General features: G+C 63.4%; 19 protein-coding genes and 2 pseudogenes. 13 read left to right on the top strand and 8 right to left on the bottom strand.

Features of this window, described 5'->3' with window-relative positions:
• Positions 1-26: 26 nt before the first annotated feature.
• Both J2739_RS10205 and J2739_RS10200 read left to right on the top strand, forming a co-directional pair.
• The gene (locus tag J2739_RS10205) at positions 27-974 is read left to right on the top strand and encodes an alpha/beta fold hydrolase (RefSeq protein WP_309901153.1); all 948 of its coding nucleotides are present in this window, start codon (positions 27-29) and stop codon (positions 972-974) included.
• A 214-nt stretch (positions 975-1,188) separates the two neighbouring features.
• Positions 1,189-1,590, top strand: a pseudogene (locus J2739_RS10200) (IS630 family transposase); the annotation flags it as partial.
• On the opposite strand, the gene J2739_RS10195 reads toward J2739_RS10200, so the two are convergent.
• From J2739_RS10195 to J2739_RS10185, 3 genes are read right to left on the bottom strand one after another with little or no spacing between them, the layout of a single operon-like run.
• Positions 1,591-2,454: a PEP/pyruvate-binding domain-containing protein gene (locus J2739_RS10195; protein WP_309901151.1), complete on the bottom strand. Its 864-nt coding sequence runs from the start codon at positions 2,452-2,454 to the stop codon at positions 1,591-1,593. It lies immediately after the preceding pseudogene.
• A gap of 15 nt (positions 2,455-2,469) precedes the next feature.
• Positions 2,470-4,164: a PEP-utilizing enzyme gene (locus J2739_RS10190; protein ID WP_309901149.1), complete on the bottom strand. Its 1,695-nt coding sequence runs from the start codon at positions 4,162-4,164 to the stop codon at positions 2,470-2,472.
• Entirely contained in the window at positions 4,148-4,777 is a 630-nt protein-coding gene (locus J2739_RS10185; RefSeq protein WP_309901147.1) for a TetR/AcrR family transcriptional regulator, read from the bottom strand. The genes J2739_RS10190 and J2739_RS10185 overlap by 17 nt, the downstream gene beginning before the upstream one ends.
• Before the next feature lie 323 nt (positions 4,778-5,100).
• On the opposite strand from J2739_RS10185, the gene J2739_RS10180 reads away from it, so the two are divergent.
• A complete protein-coding gene (locus J2739_RS10180) occupies positions 5,101-6,078 on the top strand; it encodes an ABC transporter substrate-binding protein (protein WP_309901145.1) in 978 nt (325 codons plus the stop codon).
• A gap of 559 nt (positions 6,079-6,637) precedes the next feature.
• Here the strand turns inward: J2739_RS10180 and J2739_RS10175 are convergent.
• The gene (locus J2739_RS10175; protein WP_309901143.1) at positions 6,638-7,114 is read right to left on the bottom strand and encodes a Crp/Fnr family transcriptional regulator; all 477 of its coding nucleotides are present in this window, start codon (positions 7,112-7,114) and stop codon (positions 6,638-6,640) included.
• A gap of 93 nt (positions 7,115-7,207) precedes the next feature.
• On the opposite strand from J2739_RS10175, the gene J2739_RS10170 reads away from it, so the two are divergent.
• The 3 genes from J2739_RS10170 to J2739_RS10160 all read left to right on the top strand — a co-directional run bounded on the left by J2739_RS10170 (position 7,208) and on the right by J2739_RS10160 (position 9,114).
• Complete coding sequence (locus J2739_RS10170; RefSeq protein ID WP_309901141.1) at positions 7,208-7,447, top strand: hypothetical protein; 240 nt, start codon at positions 7,208-7,210, stop codon at positions 7,445-7,447.
• Positions 7,448-7,462: 15 nt separating this feature from the next.
• Positions 7,463-7,633 carry a hypothetical protein gene (locus J2739_RS10165; RefSeq protein ID WP_309901139.1) on the top strand — a complete coding sequence of 57 codons (171 nt, stop codon included), beginning with the start codon at positions 7,463-7,465 and terminating at the stop codon, positions 7,631-7,633.
• A gap of 482 nt (positions 7,634-8,115) precedes the next feature.
• Entirely contained in the window at positions 8,116-9,114 is a 999-nt protein-coding gene (locus tag J2739_RS10160; RefSeq protein WP_309901137.1) for an ABC transporter substrate-binding protein, read from the top strand.
• On the opposite strand, the gene J2739_RS27995 is transcribed toward J2739_RS10160, so the two are convergent.
• A complete protein-coding gene (locus J2739_RS27995) occupies positions 9,108-9,557 on the bottom strand; it encodes a YunG family protein (protein WP_473774980.1) in 450 nt (149 codons plus the stop codon). The genes J2739_RS10160 and J2739_RS27995 overlap by 7 nt on opposite strands.
• A gap of 385 nt (positions 9,558-9,942) precedes the next feature.
• Here J2739_RS27995 and J2739_RS10155 point away from each other — a divergent pair.
• Positions 9,943-10,068, top strand: a pseudogene (locus J2739_RS10155) (2-keto-4-pentenoate hydratase); the annotation flags it as partial.
• A gap of 572 nt (positions 10,069-10,640) precedes the next feature.
• Here J2739_RS10155 and J2739_RS10150 read toward each other — a convergent pair.
• Positions 10,641-11,441, bottom strand: coding sequence for an IclR family transcriptional regulator (locus tag J2739_RS10150; RefSeq protein WP_309901135.1), 801 nt, complete (start codon positions 11,439-11,441; stop codon positions 10,641-10,643).
• 176 nt (positions 11,442-11,617) lie between these two features.
• Between J2739_RS10150 and J2739_RS10145 the strand changes: the two genes are divergently transcribed.
• Genes J2739_RS10145 through J2739_RS10125 form a run of 5 tightly spaced genes read left to right on the top strand, consistent with a single transcriptional unit; the run spans position 11,618 to position 16,696 of the window.
• Positions 11,618-12,631, top strand: coding sequence for an amidohydrolase family protein (locus J2739_RS10145; protein ID WP_309901133.1), 1,014 nt, complete (start codon positions 11,618-11,620; stop codon positions 12,629-12,631).
• Positions 12,632-12,676: 45 nt separating this feature from the next.
• Complete coding sequence (locus J2739_RS10140) at positions 12,677-13,654, top strand: Bug family tripartite tricarboxylate transporter substrate binding protein (protein WP_309901131.1); 978 nt, start codon at positions 12,677-12,679, stop codon at positions 13,652-13,654.
• A gap of 30 nt (positions 13,655-13,684) precedes the next feature.
• Entirely contained in the window at positions 13,685-14,647 is a 963-nt protein-coding gene (locus J2739_RS10135) for a Bug family tripartite tricarboxylate transporter substrate binding protein (protein WP_309901129.1), read from the top strand.
• Between the two features lie 10 nt (positions 14,648-14,657).
• On the top strand, positions 14,658-15,857 hold the full coding sequence (locus J2739_RS10130; RefSeq protein WP_309901128.1) for a CaiB/BaiF CoA transferase family protein: 1,200 nt from the start codon (positions 14,658-14,660) through the stop codon (positions 15,855-15,857).
• Positions 15,854-16,696, top strand: a complete 843-nt coding sequence (locus J2739_RS10125) for a citryl-CoA lyase (RefSeq protein WP_309901126.1) — start codon at positions 15,854-15,856, stop codon at positions 16,694-16,696. Before J2739_RS10130 ends, J2739_RS10125 begins: the two co-directional genes overlap by 4 nt.
• 63 nt (positions 16,697-16,759) lie before the next feature.
• Here the strand turns inward: J2739_RS10125 and J2739_RS10120 are convergent, their stop codons facing one another.
• Positions 16,760-16,954 carry an NAD(P)-dependent oxidoreductase gene (locus tag J2739_RS10120; protein ID WP_309902104.1) on the bottom strand — a complete coding sequence of 65 codons (195 nt, stop codon included), beginning with the start codon at positions 16,952-16,954 and terminating at the stop codon, positions 16,760-16,762.
• 318 nt (positions 16,955-17,272) lie between these two features.
• On the bottom strand, positions 17,273-17,416 hold the full coding sequence (locus J2739_RS10115; RefSeq protein ID WP_309901125.1) for a hypothetical protein: 144 nt from the start codon (positions 17,414-17,416) through the stop codon (positions 17,273-17,275).
• A gap of 374 nt (positions 17,417-17,790) precedes the next feature.
• Between J2739_RS10115 and J2739_RS10110 the strand changes: the two genes are divergently transcribed.
• Positions 17,791-18,051: a hypothetical protein gene (locus tag J2739_RS10110; RefSeq protein ID WP_309901121.1), complete on the top strand. Its 261-nt coding sequence runs from the start codon at positions 17,791-17,793 to the stop codon at positions 18,049-18,051.
• Positions 18,052-18,775 lie beyond the last annotated feature (724 nt).

The raw sequence follows: 18,775 nt of genomic DNA, 5'->3' as shown, positions 1-18,775 counted from the left end.
ACCCCAATCGACCGAAGGACGTTCCCATGATCGACACCCCTCCCGCCCCCAGCCGCCGCGCACTGATCGCGGGCGCAGTCGCCGTTGGCGCCGCTCTGACCATGGGTCGTACGGCGCACGCCGCACCGGCCGCCGACGCGGTGCCTGGCTTTCGCGCAGGCAGCGTCGAGGTCAACGGCACCCGCATCCACTACCGCATTGGTGGCAGCGGGCCGGTCGTCGTGCTGCTGCATGGCTACGCCGAGACCGGGCACATGTGGAATCCGCTGATGCCGCTGCTGGCGAGAACACACACCGTGGTCGTGCCCGATCTCCGGGGTGCCGGCGATTCGTCGAAGCCCGAGACCGGCTTCGGCAAGAAGAACATGGCCATCGACATCCACGAGCTCGTCCGGTCGCTCGGCATCCGCAGCGCCAGCATCGTCGGCCATGACATCGGGCTGATGGTGGCCTATGCGTACGCCGCACAGTTCCCTTCGGAGACTGACAAGGTGGTGCTCATGGATGCCTTTCTTCCTGGCATCGGCGAATGGCAAAACGTCTGGCTGCTGCGCGACCTATGGCACTTCCATTTCCACGGCCCGACGCCGTTGGCGCTTGTGAAGGGGCGCGAGCGCATCTATTTCGAGCATTTCTGGAACGACTTTGCGGCCGACGCCAAGCACTCGGTGCCCGAAGCCGATCGCCGGTTCTACGCCAATGCCTACGCGCAACCCGGCGGCATGCGCGCCGGATTCGAATACTTCAAGGCCTTCGAGCAGGACGCGGCCGAGTTCGCCGAATTGGGCAAAACGCCCCTGCCCATGCCCATGCTGGTCCTCTCTGGTGAAAAGGCCGGCGGAACCTTCCTGATAGAGCAGGGCAAGATGGTTGCGACCAACGTGCAGGGCGTGATCGTCAAGGGCTCTGGACACTGGCTCATGGAAGAAGCGCCAGAGCAAGTCATTCCGGCTTTGATCGACTTCCTGGGCTAGGGCAGTGCGCTCGAAATAGTCGGACTTATTTGATGCGGCACACTCCATCCTCGATGGAGGTCGCAGCCATGCGCATTGCCCCAAAATCGAACTGGATGCCGTTGCCCAACGAGAGCTGAGGGCCTTGGCGCGGCGAGGTCGCATCGAGGCGCACGTACAGCAAAGGGCCAAGGTCGTTTTGCTCGCCGCCCAGGGCCTGCAGAACAAAGACATCGCCGTCGAGGTTGACCAGCCGGGCTTGCCGATGAAGAAAGGCCGCGCCGGCACGTCACCCATGATTACAAGCGCCACGGCACGCACGCGTACCCCGACGCAGGCCTGGCTGGCCAAGCACCCGCGGTTCGTCATGCACTTCACGCCCACCAGCGCCTCGTGGCTCAACAGGGTCGAACGGTTCTTCCGCAACATCTCCGAGAACCGCATCCGACGCGACAGCTTCACCAGCGTGCCTGAACTGGAGTTGGCGATCGACCTTTATGTCGAGCACCACAATGCCAATCCCAAGCCCTTCATCTGGACTGCCAGCGCCAACGACATCCTGGCCAAGGTCACGCGCGCAAGGCCGCGGGGCAAGAAACAAAAGATAAGTACATATCTGAGTGGCGCATTACGCTAGTTACTTTGCGGCGCAGCGCACGTGCTCGTCCGTGTGGTCGCCTGCAGCCGGACTTAGGATCGCCGTGAGCGCTCGCCGCTGCAGGAGATAGAGCCGGCTGCCGGCGAACGCCCACTCGATGTCGTGGCTCCCGCCAAACACCTCGTCGCAGCGGAGCGCGAGCGCATGAAGCGCGGCGAGCTGTGCATCGTCGAGGCAGAGCACGTGGGTGAGCCCCTCGCAAACGTGTGTGCTGCTTGTGCCGCCTTCCGGGTCGGTGCGTATGGCGACGTCCTTCAGTCCCGCGATTCGCTCGGCGACGGCGCCGTCACGCCTCAAGCGGAACCGATCTGGGATGACGAGACCGGCAACGACCGACTCCCCGAGCCCCCAGGCCGCCTCGATCACGATCTCGTCCGACCCGTTGACGGGGTTACGGCTGAAGAGCACGCCGGCGGAGTCCGCATCGACGAGTTCCTGCACGACGACGGCCATTCTCGGCTCGCGGGGCAGCCGAAGGCGCTCGCGGTACGCGAACGCTGAAGGCGAGCGCGCCGAGCGCCAGATGGCGGACACGGCGTCAACGAGTTCGGACTCGGAGCGCAGGTTCAGCTGCGTCAGATGCTGTCCTGCGAAGCTCGCCTGCTCGGAGTCCTCACCCACTGCGGACGAGCGCGCCGCGAGCGGGGCGCCGAGCGTGCAAAAGACTGCAGCCAGCCGCTGCCTCGCATCGCGTTCGTCGGCAGCGAGTGCATCCACGAACCCGTACGGAAGCGCGACACCCGCGGGAACGGGCAGGCCCGCACGCGTGGCCGCGGCTAGCTGCGCGGCCTTGCCGCCAAACAGGCTTTCCTCGAGCTCCTCGGTAAGTGCTGCCGGTTTCATCGTCGCCTGCTTCCGTCATGCGACGAGCTCGACCTCGCCCGCGGTGCCATCGACGGTGATCCTCGCACCGTCCAGGAGCACGGAGGTCGCATCGGTGCACCCGACGACTGCTGGCAGCCCGTACTCGCGCGCGACGATCGCGGCATGCGAGAGCAGCCCGCCCCGGTCTGTCACGATCGCGCCGAGGAGCGGCAGCACGATGTTGAATGCCGTCGTCGTCGAGTTCGTGACAAGGATGTCGCCCCGCTCGATGCGACCAAACTCCTCGGTGCCGCGAATCACCCGTGCGGTGCCCTCGTACACGCCCGGGCTGACGCCGAGACCGTGAACCTTTCGCTCCTCGGTGCGTGGCTTCGGCGCGGCGAAGATCGCCTGCACGGCTGCACCGATCGCGCGCTCCAGCCTTGCCGCCGAGGGCGGCAGCCACTCGGCCGGCAGCGGGTCGCCCGGCTCGCCGCCGAGAAACGCCGGCGCATCCGCGTAGCGCGCCTTGAGCCGATAGCGCGCACGCTCGGCCAGTTCCTCGCCCGATGGGCCGTCGCCGAACTCGACGAGGCTTCGCAGCTCCGCGTAGCCAGCCTCGACGAGATGGCCCGGATCGGCGAGCCGCCCCGCCGCCGTAAGCCGGCGGCCGGCTGCCAGGATCGCGCGCCGCATAATCCCGATCGCCCAGAGGTCGGCGTAGATGCCCCGTTCGTCGCGTAGCCGGTAGGTCGCCCGAGCCTCCTCGAGCAGCGCGTCGAAGGCACCGCGATGCCGAGCAGGCACTGCGTCGCGCAACTCAGACGTCTTCCGGTCCAGATCGTTCGCCGGTGGACCCTGGAGGCGATCGAATGCAGTGCGGATCGCTCCGACGATCAGCTCGGGAAGTTCGTGCACCGACGGGTCGCCCACGTCCTCGCCGTTAACCGGCCGGTAGGCGACACGGTCGATATATGCCGAAGCGAGTCGGCCCGTGGCGCCGGACAGCGAGCGAAGCGCCGCGACCACCTCGCCCGGCTCTCCGGGCGACGTGAGCAAGGCCGTCGCCGCCGTATCCAGTCGGAGAGCGCCGACCAGTCGCTCGAGCTCCTCGTCTGCACCGAGCGGATCGGGGTTCGCGCCCTGGAGGAGACCGAGCAACTGGGCCGGCGAGCGGCCTGTCCACTCTTGCGCGTGCACGAGGAAGTCGCCCACAGGCAGGAGCGCCGGCACGTTGAAGAGGTGATGGATGTACGCGCCATGGATCTGGTTCTCGCGGCAGCGATCGATGTATGCGAGGAGCGCAGGCGTGTCGAGCGCCGCCGGATCAACCGCGAGCAGCGCGAGGTGAGCTCGGATCGCCGCGGGCTTCACCTCCCGGTCCCAGCGCACGAGGTCCTCACGCCAGAGCTTGCGCTCGAACACGGTCGCGCTCGTCTCGAGCCGGCGCCGAATCATTGGGTGGCTGCGCGCGAGCTCGTCCCACACCTCTTTCGGAGGGTGACCAACCGCCTCCTTCGGCGCGCCGACGGGACGTGCGCAGTAGTACGGGAACCCGTTGACGAAGCCCGCCTCCAGGTACTCGAGCAACGATCCGTAGCGGCGGAGGCTCTCGCCGAAGCCGCGCTGGAACGCGTCGGGAAAGATCTCCACGTGCAAGCGGGTCACCGGCCGCGTCCAGTGAGTCGGGTCGAGGAACCACGATCCCGGTCCGGGTGGGGCGAAGGTCTGCTCAGCGACGAGTGTCATCGTTACCAACCTCCTTCATGCTTGCCGGATTGCGGCGAAGTTCGTCCGTCAGCACGCGTACGGCCCAGGCGGCGGCCTTGCCGGCCTCCTGGCCCTCGAGGTCCCACTGTTCGCGCATCGCCTGCCAAGCGGGCGCGCTCACGAGCAGATAGATCACCCCAAGGGCGCGTCGGCGCTCGGCCGGACCGAGCCCGTCGGTGACCTCCCGCATCGCCTTCTCGAACGTCGCCAGTCGCCGGCGCCGCGTGCGGGCCCGGATCTCCTGTCCGCGCTTGGATAGGAGGGCGCGGATCAGCGGCGCTCGCTCGTCGTACATGCGATAGAGCGCAGGCGCCATCTCGCGGACGCCCTCGAGCGTGTCTGGGTAGGAAAGGAGGACGACCCGGAGGTGTTCCTCCGCCCATTCACCGAACTCGTCGAAGAGCGCCTCCTTGGTCGGAAAGTGCCGGTAGACGGTACGGACCGACACGCGGGCGCGCACGGCGACGAGCGGAACGGTGACCTCGTTGACCTCCTCGTCCGCCAGCACATCTGCCGTCGCCTCCAGTATCCGGAGGCGCGTCTGCTCCATCTGCTCTGCGCGGAGCGGGCTTTCGTACGTGGTCGTGCGCATGACAGCAGAATAATCATGTCACGTTGTCGTGTCAATAAGGCATGCTGGCATGTCGTCAATTGCCGCACCCATGATGCGGTGGCAAAGCCGATTGAAAATCGTGAATCTCTACGCTGCATCGCGACTCATCCCGCGCCAGCCCGTTAGCCGCGACATCAACCGCAAGGGCTCGGAGCCGCGGGCCGGCGACAGGCTACAGTTGGGCCAGAAGCGGAACTTCACCCGCGCCTCAAACGCCGGCCGTTGGCATCCGGTGCATACCCGGTCCTCGGCGGCAGGCGTGGTATGTTTCGGCGTTGTATCGTCAACGAGGTTCTTCAGTGATGGACCGGCGGACGTTCATCGGCGGTGTTGCGGGTGGCCTGGTCGGCACACCGCTTGCCGCGCGCGCGCAACAATTGGGGAAGATCTATCGCATTGGGCTTCTGGAGACGATCCCCGCCGCACAGAACGCCGCCAATCTTGACGCCCTGCGTAACGGACTGCGGGATCTCGGTTACGTTGAAGGGCGCAACCTGATCATTGAATATCGATCGGCAGAAGGTCGTGCCGAGCGGTTCCCGGATCTCGCATCCGAACTGGTGCGTCTCAAGGTCGATCTGATCGTAACGAGGGGGACCCCTGCCGCGATAGCGGCCAAGAACGCGACGAGAACAATTCCATTGCTTATGGCGACGATGGGCGACCCGCGTGCCATCGTGACAAGCTTCGCCCATCCCGGGGGCAATATTACGGGGGTGACCACCTTCAGTACCGAGCTGACAGCGAAACGGATTGAACTCATCAAAGAGATGGTTCCGAATCTTTCGCGCGTTGCGTTGCTTCACAACATGGGCAATCCAGCTGCTCCACCCGAATGGGAAGAGACAAAGAGGGCGGCTCGCGCGCTAGGTCTCCACGCCGAGCTTCTCGACGTGCGGAGCCAAGGCGACCTAAGCCGCGCATTCGAGCAGGCAGTTCGACAGCATGTCGACGCGCTTGTCATCGGGGCAGACGGTCTTATCCAGATGCACCAGCGAACGATCCTCGACTTGGTGGACCGCAATACGCTGCCTGCCGCCTGGCCCGCCCGCGAGTTCGTCGAGGCCGGTGGATTGGTAGCTTACGCGGTGAACTATCCCGACCTCTATTACCGATTTGCGAGCTTCGTCGACAAGATCTTCAAGGGCGCGAAGCCCGGCGAGCTTCCTGTGGAACAGCCAACCAAGTTCGAGCTGTTGATCAATCTCAAGACTGCGAAGGCACTCGGAATCACTGTCCCGAAGTCGCTGCTGCTCCGTGCTGATGAGGTGATCCAATGAATCGAAGAGCGATTTGCTGCGCTCAAGCAACCTCTTGATGCCATCGAGGGGGATTGCCCATGGGAGCTGGGTCATTGTGAAATAGAGGACGTACAGCCTCTATTCAGCGCAGGCCGGCTTCGCTAGCTGAACGTCTGGCCTTGCGGCAGGCGAGTGACTGGAAGGCGGCGCTCAGCGGCCTAGGCAGGCGACGAAAGCAGACATCGCGTGAAAGGCCTCGAGTAGAGGCTGCCTTGAAGGCACTCTCGACGATTCCGAACGAACGACGGTGACCCGTTTGCACCAGGGAAGTCGCCCTCGCCAAGGCCAATCCCGGAAAGTATGCATAGGGCAGCGGAGGCGCGTCCGCGCGAGTGGCCAGTGAAGCCTTCGCCAGAATGGCAGGGACGCCGCGCGCAAGCTGGCCATCGATGCATTGCGCAACGTCGACTGGGGCAACAAGACCGTCGCAGTCCGGGTCAAAGGGCGCTGCGCGTGTCTGCAGACCACCCCTAGATTGGCGTCAGACGTCGAGGTCGCTGCACGAGTTATGGCATTTGCGTGTCAGTCAGCAATTGACTCACCATTTCGGCGGCAACTTTCTGAGCAGCACGATGCGCTCGCGCGAGACTTCGATGTAGCCACCCTTGGCCAGATCGGTCAGCAGCCGGTTGACCATCGCCTTCGAAGCGCCCACGCGCTCAGCGATGCGCTGCTGGCTCAACGGCCCGGGCACCACGCGCAGGCCTTTGTCGTCGACCGCCAAGGCGTCGAAGAGCCCCACGACCCGGCCGTAGACGTCCACCGAAGCCAGGCGGCCCACCGTGCGTGTCAGGGTGCGCACGCGCTGCACCAGGCGCCGGATCAATTCGAACGCGAGCTCGGGCCGCTGCGCCAGCACGCGCTCGGCCGCGGCCCGGGTCACGCGCGTCAGCCGCGCTCGCGTGGTGACCTGCACAGTGGCGGAGCGCAGTTCACCACTGAGCATCAGCTCGCCAAAGAGCTCACCCGCGTGCAGCGTGTTGAGCTCCACCACGCGCCCGCCGTCCCCGACCACACATCAATCCTGCGGCCTTATTGCTTGTTCTCGCTTTTTTGATGAACGAAGTTGCTTCAACTCCACATAGGGCCTCGCAAGGAGAGCTTGTCAATGTTCGATCGAACCCTTCGATACCTGACCACTGCCGCAAGGTGGACCTCCCCACGCTACTTCGTGGCGCTGCTCGCCGGCGTTCTGTTAGCGCTTGCCTGGCGCGCTCCGACCGGCAATCTCGAGGCAGCGATGAGGCATCCTCTGGCCAACGGCGGCGCCGCATCCGTTTCCATGAGTTCCCGCTTCGATTCACTTCGCAACCAGGCAGCGAGCGGTGACGAACGCTCTAATCTCTAACTCAGCAATGCCTTGATGGACAGGTACGACTTGGCGGGCGATTCGAACGACCTCTATGAGGCGTTGGAATGGATCGACAGGCGCCGGGACGTGTCTGACCACACGGAAATGGTCAGCCGTATCGTCGCGGAATATTGCACTCATCGCGTGGTGAAGTGGCACCGCCTGTGCGTACTGGGCGAATGACCGAGGACGGAGCGTAAAGCATGCCGTAGGGCGGTCATCCGAGCTCGCCTGCGCACGATTGGCGCTCGGCAGCGCTCCACCTTCGCAGGCTCAGCCAAAAAAGCTTTGTCATGACCAAGTTGCCTACGCTTCTTCTTCTTGTGCTTCTGCATACAGCCGCTCACTCCCAACGGCAGCTTGCGCCCATTGCGCCGCTCGACACAGGAAAGTCGACCGCCTCACGTCCCTGATCGACGATTGCGAGCGGCGCGCATTACGTCGGCAGTTGAGCGTGGCTTGCCGACACGGCAACATTCAGGTGTCTCTATAATTCGGCAAACCGCGCGTGACTTTCAACGGGATGCACGAGGCGCATTCCTCGACCTTCTGATGGCAGGCGACGTAGCGTCGCGATGTTCGTTCCAGAAGCCATGGACTCGAAAGTGGTCGGATGCCGCGATTCAAGAGGCGCTGGTACTTCGCATCGATGAGGTGACTCAGTGATGGATCGGCGGACGTTTATCACCCGCGTTGCTTTCGGGCTTGTCGCCGGACCCTTGAACTCTCACGCCCAGCCGGCGGGCGGCGTCCGCCGGATAGGCTATCTCGCGCCCGGCCCATCGTCGCCCTCCGACGCCGCCGGCATCAGGGCGTTCCAGTCCTTCCGGCAAGGGCTGCGCGAGCTCGGGTGGGTTGAAGGGCAGAATATCGTCATCGACTATCGATTTGCGGAGGGCAGATTCGACAGGCTGCCCGATCTCGCGGCCGAGCTTGTTCGGCTCGAGGTGGACCTAATTGTTGCAACAACGACGCCGGCGGCGGCGGCAGCCAAGGACGCCACTGCGACGATCCCCATCGTCATGGTTAGTGTGGGCGATCCTGTTGGACTGGGACTCGTCTCGAGCCTTGCGCACCCAGGCGGGAACGTCACGGGGCAGGCCTTCAACGTGGACATGGAAATATTCGGCAAACAGCTGGAGTTGTTGAAGGAGGTCGTCCCCAAGGTCCGCCGTGTGGCGATCCTCTCGAACCCGGCCAATCCGAGTCATGCGCTCGCGATAATCAACATGAAGGCCGCGGCCCGGTCGTTGGGAGTAGGGCTTCAAATCCTGGAGGCCCGAGATCCCGACGAGTTCGACGGCGTCTTTGCAGCGATGGTCAAAGAGCGCGTGGGGGCACTCCTCGTTGTGTCCGACCCGATGTTTGGTCTTCACGCAGCACGGCTCGCAAACCTCGCGGCAAAGAACCAGCTGCCGTCGATGCATGGGGTCAGGCAGATGGTAGATCCCGGAGGCCTCATCCACTACGGGCCGAATCTCCCCGACCTGTTCCGACGTGCCGCCAGCTATGTCGACAGGATACTGAAGGGCGCTAAGCCTGCCGACCTGCCCGTCCAACAGCCGACCAACTTCGAGCTGGTCATCAACATGAAGACCGCGAAGGCACTCGGCCTTACGATCCCGCAGTCGGTGCTGCTGCGAGCGGATGAGGTGATTCAGTAGTGGAATTTGCCGAAGCCGGAGCTACGACGCTTTCGGTTCTGGCCATACTGGGCAGACGGCAAGGCGCTAAATGGCTTGCGCAAGCCTGACGCGAGTGCTGCAGCGCGCGACGTGGCCGCATCGTCATATGGCACCGGCTCTGCGAACTGACTGACCGTCAGATCCCACCTCGCGCCGTCGACAAGATTGTGGAAATGGGTTCCGCCTGGAGTCCTGGTACTGAGAATCTCACCGCCAAAATGATCCTGCACGATCAAGGACGTGACGCTGCAATGGTTCTTTGCCGGGTTGGACGGCGACCCGGCGCCGGTTGGGTTTGACGTATCCGTTGACCATATCCGCGAGACGATTCCAGCACAGTCCCACAATACAGAGCCAGCCCCCGCTGTTGACCGACGGGCCCGATCAGAGAAGCGGACATCGACGGTGCGTGCGCAATCCATAGATACGCAGTCGCCGACGGCGCACGGCGCACGGCGCACGGCGCACGCTTAGCGCTACGGGTGGGAGCCTAAATCAGCCAGAAAATCCGGAGCGCGCTCTGACGAGTTGGTGACAAGATTCATGGCTTGGGTAGCGGCCAAAGCAATCCGAGGACGGGCGCTTTCATCCAGGTCGACGACAGCTGCTGTGAGCCAGTCGGGAAACTTCTCTATCAAGGCGTCAATTAGCACCATGGCCTATCGACGGTCTTTCTCTGACTTGAGCGCATGCGACGGTCGCCGGCGGCCAGGCTGCCGAGCGAGACGCGCATCGGATAGGCGCGGAATCGGTGCTGCCGGTGTTGAGGTGGTGGAGACCCGCCTGACCGACTGGCTCGGCGCCGGCGATGTTGCACAGGCCGCGCGACTCGATGCGGCGAGCGCGGCGCAGCTGGTCGATGCGATGGCCGTGTCGATCGAGCTGGTCGACCCGCGCTGGCAGGAAGCGCTCGATGCGCCCGCGCTCCCCAAGCCCCAATCTTGCAAGCTGGCGACGAAAAACGCCTTGGGGCGGCAGAGCTGCCGGACCTAGCCGGCGCCCTGCGTAAAAGCAGCAAGCTCCCAGTCTCCCGTGTTCTCGTCGCACCGGAGGACGTACAGATGCCCGTCATCTGCGTCAACCTTGAACCAACGCTGTGCGGGCCCAAACCAGCGGTCAACGATGCCACGCACCGTACGTCGGCGCTCACCAAGCCAGAAAGCGGATGGTTCCGGTTCACCGCGATAGCCGACGCAACACTCCACACAAATCATCATGGCTAACGATACAGCGCAATCTATGGGCGCCGACCGGCTACAGGCCAAAAGCCGAGTTGCAGAGGGACGCCCATCGGAATGCGGCCGGGCGCAGACGTCCCTGGGAACGTCGGGTTAGCTTGCCTTTGATGCTGCGAAGACTACAGTTCGTCCTTGTCCGCAAGTTCGCGAGCAGGCTCAATTCTGCGTCCGCGCCTAACGAGGGCAGATTCCGGCCAAAAGACCGACCTTCATAGTCCCGTGGAGCTTGCACAGAACGTCGGTCGCTTCCTGGCGGTGACGCGGTTGTCAGCTGACCAAGGCTGCTGTGGGTGCATCGAAGCTTTCGGCAGTCATCCGCTCAAGACTCTGCGCATAGTGAATCGCAGGCCCTCCGAGGGCCATCGTTGCCTCGCGAGCAGCCTCCAGCACATGACGACATGCTTCGTACATGGTCTCGGAAGGTGCGAGTCGCGCCCGCGGCCCCGAAATAGCCAACGCCCCTTGGAGTTCTCCGGTCACGCCAAACACCGGCGCGGCAACTGATGCGGTCTCGGGGTCTCGCTCCCCATAAGACACTGCCCAGTACTGCTCGCGAACGGCTTGTAATTCGGGGCGTGCAGGTAGCGAGAACGCAAGCAGCACCTTGCCCGATGCACCCTGCGCGACCGCGTATTCCTGGCCTATCTGCACCGACGCACGAACCGCTCTGGAAGGTTCGACCCGGAAGAGCGCGATTCGCTTGTCCTCGTGCCTGACGTAGAAGGATGCGGTCTCGCCCGTCGCGACGCTCAACTGCTTCAGGATGGGCTCGATGACATGCCCTACCTGGAACGAGCGCTGATATATCGAAGCCAAGCGAAGCGGCTGCGGACCGATGGCGTACTGCCCATCGGCCAGCTTGCGAATGAAGCCACCGTGTTCGAGCGCCGATAGCAAGCGCAACACCGTGCTCTTGTAGAGCCCGGTCCTCTTCGACAGCTCGGTGAGTGTCAACGCCGCGTCCGTTGCGCCAAAGGCGGCGAGCAGCGAAAAGGCCCTGTCCAACACCGCAACGCCGCTGGATTCGGCGTTGTCGGCAGTTTGAGCGGTGGGCTTTGGTTCGGTCATGGGAATCACCAGGCAATCGGGGACGCGCTTCTTTCAGAGCTGCGGACCGCAGTTTGACATGGCCACCACCGCGGCTAAGCACACACCTACTAAAGGGTTTACCCGCATCCGAAAAGCACGAGTTCGCGCTTATAGTTCTATCTAACAGACTATGGTTCTATTGGATAGAACTCAAGATGAGCAGTACCCACTACCTCGCCGTTCGCGCCGATTGGCTGGCTATGCACCAGGAGGAAGTCCTTGAGCCTGGCCTTCGCATCGTCGACGCCCACCATCACTTCTACGAACGACCCGACTGGACCTACCTGGCTGACGACTTCCTGGACGACACCCGCACAGGCCACAACGTCGTCGCCTCGGTCTACATGCAGGCTCAAACCCGCTATCGAGCGGATGGGCCCGCCGCCCTCAAGCCTGTTGGCGAAACTGAATTCGTTTCTGCGGTTGCCCAGCAGCACGCCAGTGGCGTTCCCGAAGTTGCCAAGGCCATCGTTGGCCATGCCGACCTTCGTCTGGGCGCTGTTGTGCGCGAAGTCCTCGAAGCTCATGTCCGGGCGGGCCAAGGCCGGTTCAGAGGCGTGCGCCATCTGAGCACCTGGGACGCGGATTCGTCCCTCGTCAACCCGTTGTCCGTCGCGCCGAAAGGCCTGCTCGCGGATAAGGGCTACCGCCAGGGCGTCGCGCAGTTGGCCGAGCTTGGCCTTTCCTACGACGCCTGGCTGTTCTTTCACCAACTGCCCGAGCTGTTCGAGCTCGCCAAAGCCGTACCAGACACCCCCGTGGTCATCAACCACTGCGGCGGCATCGTTCGAATTGGAGCCTACGAGAGCTTCCGCTCTCAGGTGTTTGAGACATGGCTGGAAGGTATGCGCCAACTCGCGAAGCTGCCGAACGTCTACGTGAAGCTCGGTGGCCTCGGCATGCGCATGAACGGCTTCGAGTTCGAGAAGGGCGCAACACCGCCTACTTCCCACCAACTGGTCGACACATGGCGCCCATGGATGGAGCCCTGCATAGAGCTGTTCGGTGCAGACCGCTGCATGTTCGAAAGCAATTTCCCTGTCGACAAGGGTTCCTACAGCTATGCGACGTGCTGGAACGCCTTCAAACGACTGACCTCCAGCGCAGGTGCCGATGAGCGGCGAGCGCTGTTCGAGGGGACGGCAAGTCGCGTGTACCGACTTGCCTGACGCCCCGGCCCTTTCCCGCTGTCTATATCCATCAGGAGACTTCCCTTGAAATCCCAGAAGCACGCCTTCCGCCTCGCCGTCTGCGCCGCACTCGCACTCTGCGCAACGGCCGCCAGCGCCCAAGCCAACTATCCATCACAGCCCATCAAGGTCGTTGTGCCATTCCCGCCTGCCGGAGGCACGGATGTGCTGACGCGTCTGGTAGCGAATGAGGTAACCCTGCAGGACAACAGGTGGACCTTCATCGTCGACAACAAGCCCGGCGCCGGCGGGAACATCGGCATGGATGCCGTCGCCAAGGCAAAGAAGGACGGCTACACCTTCGGCACCGGACAGACGGCCAACCTGGCCATCAACCCGACGCTCTACACAAAGATGCCCTTCGACGCGTTGAAGGACTTCGAACCTGTGGTGCTGCTCGCATCGCAGCCGCTGGTCCTGGTGGTGCGTGCGGATTCGCCCATCAAGAACCTGGCAGACCTCAAGACTCAGGGCCAGGCGAAACAGCTCACCATGGCCTCCGCGGGTACGGGAACTGTCGGTCACGTCGGCGGCGAAATGTTTGCCAAGCGCGCGGGCATTAAGGTCATGCATGTGCCCTACAAGGGCGCCGGCCCGGCCACGACCGACCTGCTTGGCGGGCAGACCGACATCTATTTCGCCACGCCGTCCAGCGTCATCTCCATGGTCAAAGCCGGCAAGCTGCGCGCCGTCGCGGTGACGTCGCTCAAGCGCATCGACGTCCTGCCCAGCGTGCCCACGGTCGCCGAATCCGGCTACCCCGGCTTTGTTGCGGAAGACTGGAAGGCTGTGGTCGCACCGGCCGGCACGCCTCCCGACGCCATCAACAAGATGAACCAGGTCATGAACGCCGCGCTGGCCCGCCCCGAGGTCGTTGCCCGCCTGAAGGATGAGGGCAGCGTCGCGCGCGGCGGCACGCCTGCAGAACTCGGTGCGTTCCTAAAGACGGAGAACACCCGTTGGGGCGCCGCGGTCAAGGAGTCGGGCGCGAAGCTCGACTGAGATTTCCTTCAACCGATTCAGGAGACCATTATGAAATTCAGCACGATCCGTCGCGCCTTGGTTCTTGCCGGTGCGGCCGGCCTGTTCAGTGCATCGGCACTTGCTCAGAAACCCATCACCATCATCGTTCCCTACGCAGCCGGCGGAAGCGCCGACCTGGCAACGCGCGCACTCGCTCAGTTCGCCGCACCTGGCGTCGGTGCGCCCATGGTGGTGGACAACCGCACCGGTGGCGGTGGTGTAGTTGGCTGGGGCGCGGCCGCACGCTCCGCGCCAGACGGAAGCACTCTGCTGACGGTCGAGCTGTCTTATGCCATCGCTGCCGGGCTGATTCCCACGCTCCCGTTCGACCCACAGAAGGCGTTCACGCAAGTCACGACGGCGGTCAAGGTTCCCCACGTGCTGGTGGTCAACCCCGCCGTGCCCGCGAAGAACGTTCAGGAGTTCATCGCACTGGCCAAGGCGCAGCCCGGCAAGCTCAACTACGGCTCGGGCGGCAATGGCACGAACACCCACCTTGCAGGCGAGCTGTTCAAGAGCACCACGGGCGTGGACATCGTGCACGTTCCGTACAAGGGCGCCGGCGCTGTGCTGACGGACTTGATGGGCAACCAGGTGCAGGCGCTCATCACTTCCGTCCCCACCGCGCTGCCGCACATCAAGAGCGGCAAGCTGCGCGCCCTGATGGTGACGGGCGCCGAGCGCAACGCGATGCTCCCCGATGTACCCAGCGCCAAGGAAGCCGGCATCCCCAAGATGGACATCGACTACTGGATTGGCATCGGTGCGCCGGCAGGTACGCCCCAGGCGACGGTGGACAAGCTCAACAAGGCGTTCAACGCTGCGCTCGCTCAACCTGAGGCCAAGAAGAAGTTCGCCGAGATGGGCATGACCGTCGTCGCCAACACGCCAGCACAGGCCACTCAACTGGTGAACAGCGAAATCCAGCGCTGGACGACCGTCATCAAGCAGGCCGGCATCAAAGCCGACTGAAGAGGCCGACATGACCAACGCACTTCGCGGCATCCGCGTTCTGGACCTGACCAACGTGCTCGCCGGTCCCTTCGCCTGTCACCAGCTCGCTCACATGGGCGCCGACGTCGTCAAGGTCGAGACCCGCAATGGTGGAGACCTGGCACGCCAGCTCGGCGCCGACGCCGACCTGAACAAGCGCCATATGGGGGTGTCCTTCTTGGCGCAGAATCCCGGCAAGCGTTCCATCACCATCGACTTCAAGCATCCGTCGGGGAAGGATGTCTTTCGTAAGCTCGTGCGCACCGCCGACGTGCTCGTGGAGAACTTCAGGCCGGGGGTCATGAAGCGCCTGGGCCTTGGCTACGAAGAGCTGCTCAAGGAAAACCCAAAGCTCATTTACTGCGCCATCTCCGGCTTCGGACAAGAGGGGCCTCTTCGGGACCTGCCGGCATACGACCAAATCATCCAGGGCATGTCCGGTGTCATGAGCATCACGGGCGCGCCGGAAAACGCACCGTATCGCGTCGGTTATCCCATGGCGGACACCATTGGAGGCATCACAGCCGCGTTCGCTGTTGCTGCAGCGCTGGCGGACAGAAGCCGCGAGGGTGGCACGTTCATCGACGTCTCCATGTTGGAGGCCGTGATGTCGACCATGGGCTGGGCAGTCTCGAATCACCTGGTCGCTGGACGCGAACCCAAGCCGATGGGCAATGAGAACGTCACTGCGAGTCCGTCGGGGACCTTCCGAACGGGCGATGGACTCTTGAACATTGCAGCGAACAAGCAAGAGCAATTCGAGGCCGTCTGCCATGTGGTCGGTCGGCCGGAACTCATTCAAGATGGTCGTTTCAGCGAGCGCCAGAATCGGCTCCAGCATCGCTTCGAGCTCAAAGCCATCCTTGAGGAGGCCATGGCTTCTCGGTCCACCGACGAGTGGTGGAAGCTCTTCAATCAGGCCGGCGTGCCGGCAGGGCCGGTCTACAGCGTGCCGCAGGCGCTGGAGCATCCCCAGGTTGCCGAGCGCGGCATGGTTGGAACCTTCCCGGACGCGCCGGGTGTCGGTCGCGACATCCGGCTCCTCCGCACGGGCTTCAAGGTCAATGGAAAGACGCCGCAGGTCGACTCGCCTCCGCCGATGCTGGGTCAGCATTCCGAGGAAATCCTGGCGAGCCTTGGCTACTCGGCTTCGGAAATCGAAGCGCTCAGAATGGAGAATGCGATATGACCGATGCCACGTTCCCGGACGCTAGAAAGGCCACGGAAGACTGGTGGCGCACGAGCATCATCGACATGTCCCCCGGGGTCATCCGCTACCGCGGGTACCCCATCGAAGACTTGATTCGCCAGAAGGTGAGCCTGGCCCAGATGATTTGGCTGATGACAAGGGGAGAGCTGCCGACCCGCATCCAAGGCCAGCTTCTGGAGGCTGCGCTGATGTCCGCGGTCGACCACGGCCCACAGGCGCCGAGCATTGCGATTGCACGTATGGCCGCGACCTGCGGCGTGGGGCTGAACAGCGCGATGGCATCTGCGGTCAACGTCCTTGGCGATGTCCATGGCGGCGCTGGCGAGCAGGCCGTCGAACTCTATGAGGACATCGCTGCGCGCATCGACGCCGGCTCGCCCGAGGATGAGGCTGTCGACGCAGGGCTTTGGGCATTCGTTGAAGTGCACGGCAAGGTCATCTCAGGATTCGGCCATCGCTTCCACCCCGTCGACCCGCGAAGTGCACCACTTCTGGAACTCGTTGACGAGGCGGCTGGCCGCGGTGAGGTCAGTGGACGATTCGCGCATATCGGCCGGGCCGTCGAAGCGAAGCTGAGTGCAAGCAAGGGCAAGCCCATCCCGATGAACATCGATGGAGCGACGGCAGTCATCTACGCCGAGCTTGGCTTTCCCGCACCCTTGGCCCGCGGACTGTTTTGTCTCTCAAGGTCTGTCGGGGTGCTTGCTCACGCATGGGAGCAGACCCAGCAAGGCGGGCGCATTAAAGGACCAATTCCGCGGCAGTACATCCCGACGTACGAAGGTCCACACGTCCGAGAGGTGCCTGACCAGCGCTAATCAAATTCGAGGTTCGGCTAGCTGCCTCCGCGCGTCTCATCGTTGAGTGTAGGTGCAGCGAGATCACGTCGAGCGCCGAAAAAAGTCGGCGCGGTCGCTTGCCATCGCGAGCCCGTCACCCTCGGCTGCGCTGCGGCTGCCTCCGCGCCCCGACATGAGCACCGGCATCTCGAATGCCTTGGCGTAGCCGCCAATTACCTTGTCGATGTGGCCGTAGCCGAGGATGCCCAGCGTGCGGCCCCGCAAGCCGCGTCCTATCGCGTCCGCTGCCAGCTCCCCTGCTTCAGTGCTTCAGTGCTTCAGTGCTTCGACGTCAAATGGAATGTGGCGCAGAGCCGCAATCATCAAGCCCCGAGTCAGCTCCGCCGCCGCGTAAGAGGGCCGCGACGTCAGGATCGCTGCAGCAGCGTCTCGCCGACCGGCGTTCTCTCGCGCAGCAGCACGATCGCTTCCGCGTCCTGGAGCCGAGCGGCGAGCACATCGAGACCGCTCACGGGTGCACTCGCTGGCGGGCCCCTTTGCCGATGCCGGTCGGGTTTCCCGGCGACTTGGCGTGAGCAATCGCCTTGCAGACCCTCACAGCATGCCCCAGCGCCGCGCGATAAGGAATGCGACGACTACAACCTCGATTGCAAGTGCGGCGAGACACAGGTTCTGCCGCCAAGCCGCGGCGTTGTCAGCCTGCCGCTCGCGCTCTTTGAGGTGCTGGGGGAGGGTCAAAGGTGCTACCTGAGAGCGGGCGCCCTTTGAGTTCCTCGACGAAGCGGTTGTGGGGGTCGAATTGAAGGCCATGACTGCAAGGGATTGGTGGGTGTCTGGCAGGCTGACGAGAGGTCCGGTCGGCGGGAAAACGAGGTGCACCATTTCGGAGGCGAGGACAATGGAGGGACGGCTGCGCTTCCGTTTCCTGGCCCTGCGTGGTTCCCAAACGTGTTTCATGTCGCCAAATGTAGTACCTAAGAACTAATTTGTGCGTGAAGCTTTTCACGGCAGATCCGGTTTCGGGGAACCGATAGTTCGGTAACGTGAACTTTTCGCTTTCTCAGTCCGCATGTGGAACGGCAACATGACCTCCCAATCTTTGAGGGCAGGCAATGGAAATCGATTACGAACTTGTCGTCGACGAGCCGATAAAGGGCCACTTCTACTGGCTTCTCTCGGTGCGCGAGGCGCCGGGGAAGGATCCGTCCGTCGTGGACTTCGCGCACGGCCCAATGCCGACGCACAGAGCGGCCGCGGACGCGGGCTCGGCAGCACTACGCTGGCACCGAACAGCGCGAAGTGGCGCAAGAGCCGTGCTATCAGGCATCCGCGCCGACTGGTATGTCGAGACGATGCCCGCCGAACTACGGTAACTGCCGCTTGAGTCGCTCAGCAGGTATGGCTCACTTCGTCGCGTCGGTCCCTTGCGAGTCTTAAGCCGGCAACTGCCCCTGCTCGAACTCGGCCAGGGTTGGGTAGTAGCTGTGCATATGCTCCGGCTCAGGAGCGAGCAGTTGAAGCTCGGACAGCCGCCTGGCTCGGCAGGATGACGATGACGTTCAAGACGACCGCTGCAGAGTGCTGGAATGCATACGGTCTGCGAAGTCATCGAGCCGCCGGACTCTGGTCCTGGTTATCACCGTCACGCAACTTACGACGAGACGTTTGTCATTTGCGAAGGGCACTACGACTTCCGCCTCGACGGCAAGCTGCTCAAGCCGAAGTCTCAGCGCTCGATACCGGCAGCCCGACGCGCCAGGCTTCGCAGGAGGCCAAGGATATCGCTGCGAAATACGGCCTTGAGGCCAGTCATTCGACGATGAGCCCTGATTTGCCCTGAGCTCCGGCTCCCCGGGGTCAACTAACGAGAAATGAACGGGACCGTTTACGTGCACTGTCACGCTATGTGCCTGACCGTTCCTTATTGCCATGGATGAAGCATCCATGGCTCCCACTTGACGTGTATTCGATTGCGGGAGGCATTTCAATCTCCGCGTCGAACTGGGGAAATTTCCTCTCCCCTAAAATTTGCCCCGCGAGTTGGGTCCCCCGCCGCACGCGCACTTTGCCCAACCAAGTCCCCCGATGTCCAACTTT

This window comes from Variovorax soli, from assembly GCF_031454625.1.
GTDB lineage: Bacteria > Pseudomonadota > Gammaproteobacteria > Burkholderiales > Burkholderiaceae_C > Variovorax > Variovorax soli_A.
This window is presented reverse-complemented; position numbering and strand designations above follow the sequence as displayed.

What these genes read in the sequence shown, in the direction of transcription:
- J2739_RS10205 (WP_309901153.1), top strand. Translation starts at nt 27, where the DNA reads ATGATCGACACCCCTCCCGCCCCCAGCCGCCGCGCACTGATCGCGGGC.
- J2739_RS10195 (WP_309901151.1), bottom strand. Translation starts at nt 2,454, where the DNA reads ATGAAACCGGCAGCACTTACCGAGGAGCTCGAGGAAAGCCTGTTTGGC.
- J2739_RS10190 (WP_309901149.1), bottom strand. Translation starts at nt 4,164, where the DNA reads ATGACACTCGTCGCTGAGCAGACCTTCGCCCCACCCGGACCGGGATCG.
- J2739_RS10185 (WP_309901147.1), bottom strand. Translation starts at nt 4,777, where the DNA reads ATGCGCACGACCACGTACGAAAGCCCGCTCCGCGCAGAGCAGATGGAG.
- J2739_RS10180 (WP_309901145.1), top strand. Translation starts at nt 5,101, where the DNA reads ATGGACCGGCGGACGTTCATCGGCGGTGTTGCGGGTGGCCTGGTCGGC.
- J2739_RS10170 (WP_309901141.1), top strand. Translation starts at nt 7,208, where the DNA reads ATGTTCGATCGAACCCTTCGATACCTGACCACTGCCGCAAGGTGGACC.
- J2739_RS10165 (WP_309901139.1), top strand. Translation starts at nt 7,463, where the DNA reads ATGGACAGGTACGACTTGGCGGGCGATTCGAACGACCTCTATGAGGCG.
- J2739_RS10160 (WP_309901137.1), top strand. Translation starts at nt 8,116, where the DNA reads ATGGATCGGCGGACGTTTATCACCCGCGTTGCTTTCGGGCTTGTCGCC.
- J2739_RS27995 (WP_473774980.1), bottom strand. Translation starts at nt 9,557, where the DNA reads ATGGATTGCGCACGCACCGTCGATGTCCGCTTCTCTGATCGGGCCCGT.
- J2739_RS10150 (WP_309901135.1), bottom strand. Translation starts at nt 11,441, where the DNA reads ATGACCGAACCAAAGCCCACCGCTCAAACTGCCGACAACGCCGAATCC.
- J2739_RS10145 (WP_309901133.1), top strand. Translation starts at nt 11,618, where the DNA reads ATGAGCAGTACCCACTACCTCGCCGTTCGCGCCGATTGGCTGGCTATG.
- J2739_RS10135 (WP_309901129.1), top strand. Translation starts at nt 13,685, where the DNA reads ATGAAATTCAGCACGATCCGTCGCGCCTTGGTTCTTGCCGGTGCGGCC.
- J2739_RS10130 (WP_309901128.1), top strand. Translation starts at nt 14,658, where the DNA reads ATGACCAACGCACTTCGCGGCATCCGCGTTCTGGACCTGACCAACGTG.
- J2739_RS10125 (WP_309901126.1), top strand. Translation starts at nt 15,854, where the DNA reads ATGACCGATGCCACGTTCCCGGACGCTAGAAAGGCCACGGAAGACTGG.
- J2739_RS10110 (WP_309901121.1), top strand. Translation starts at nt 17,791, where the DNA reads ATGGAAATCGATTACGAACTTGTCGTCGACGAGCCGATAAAGGGCCAC.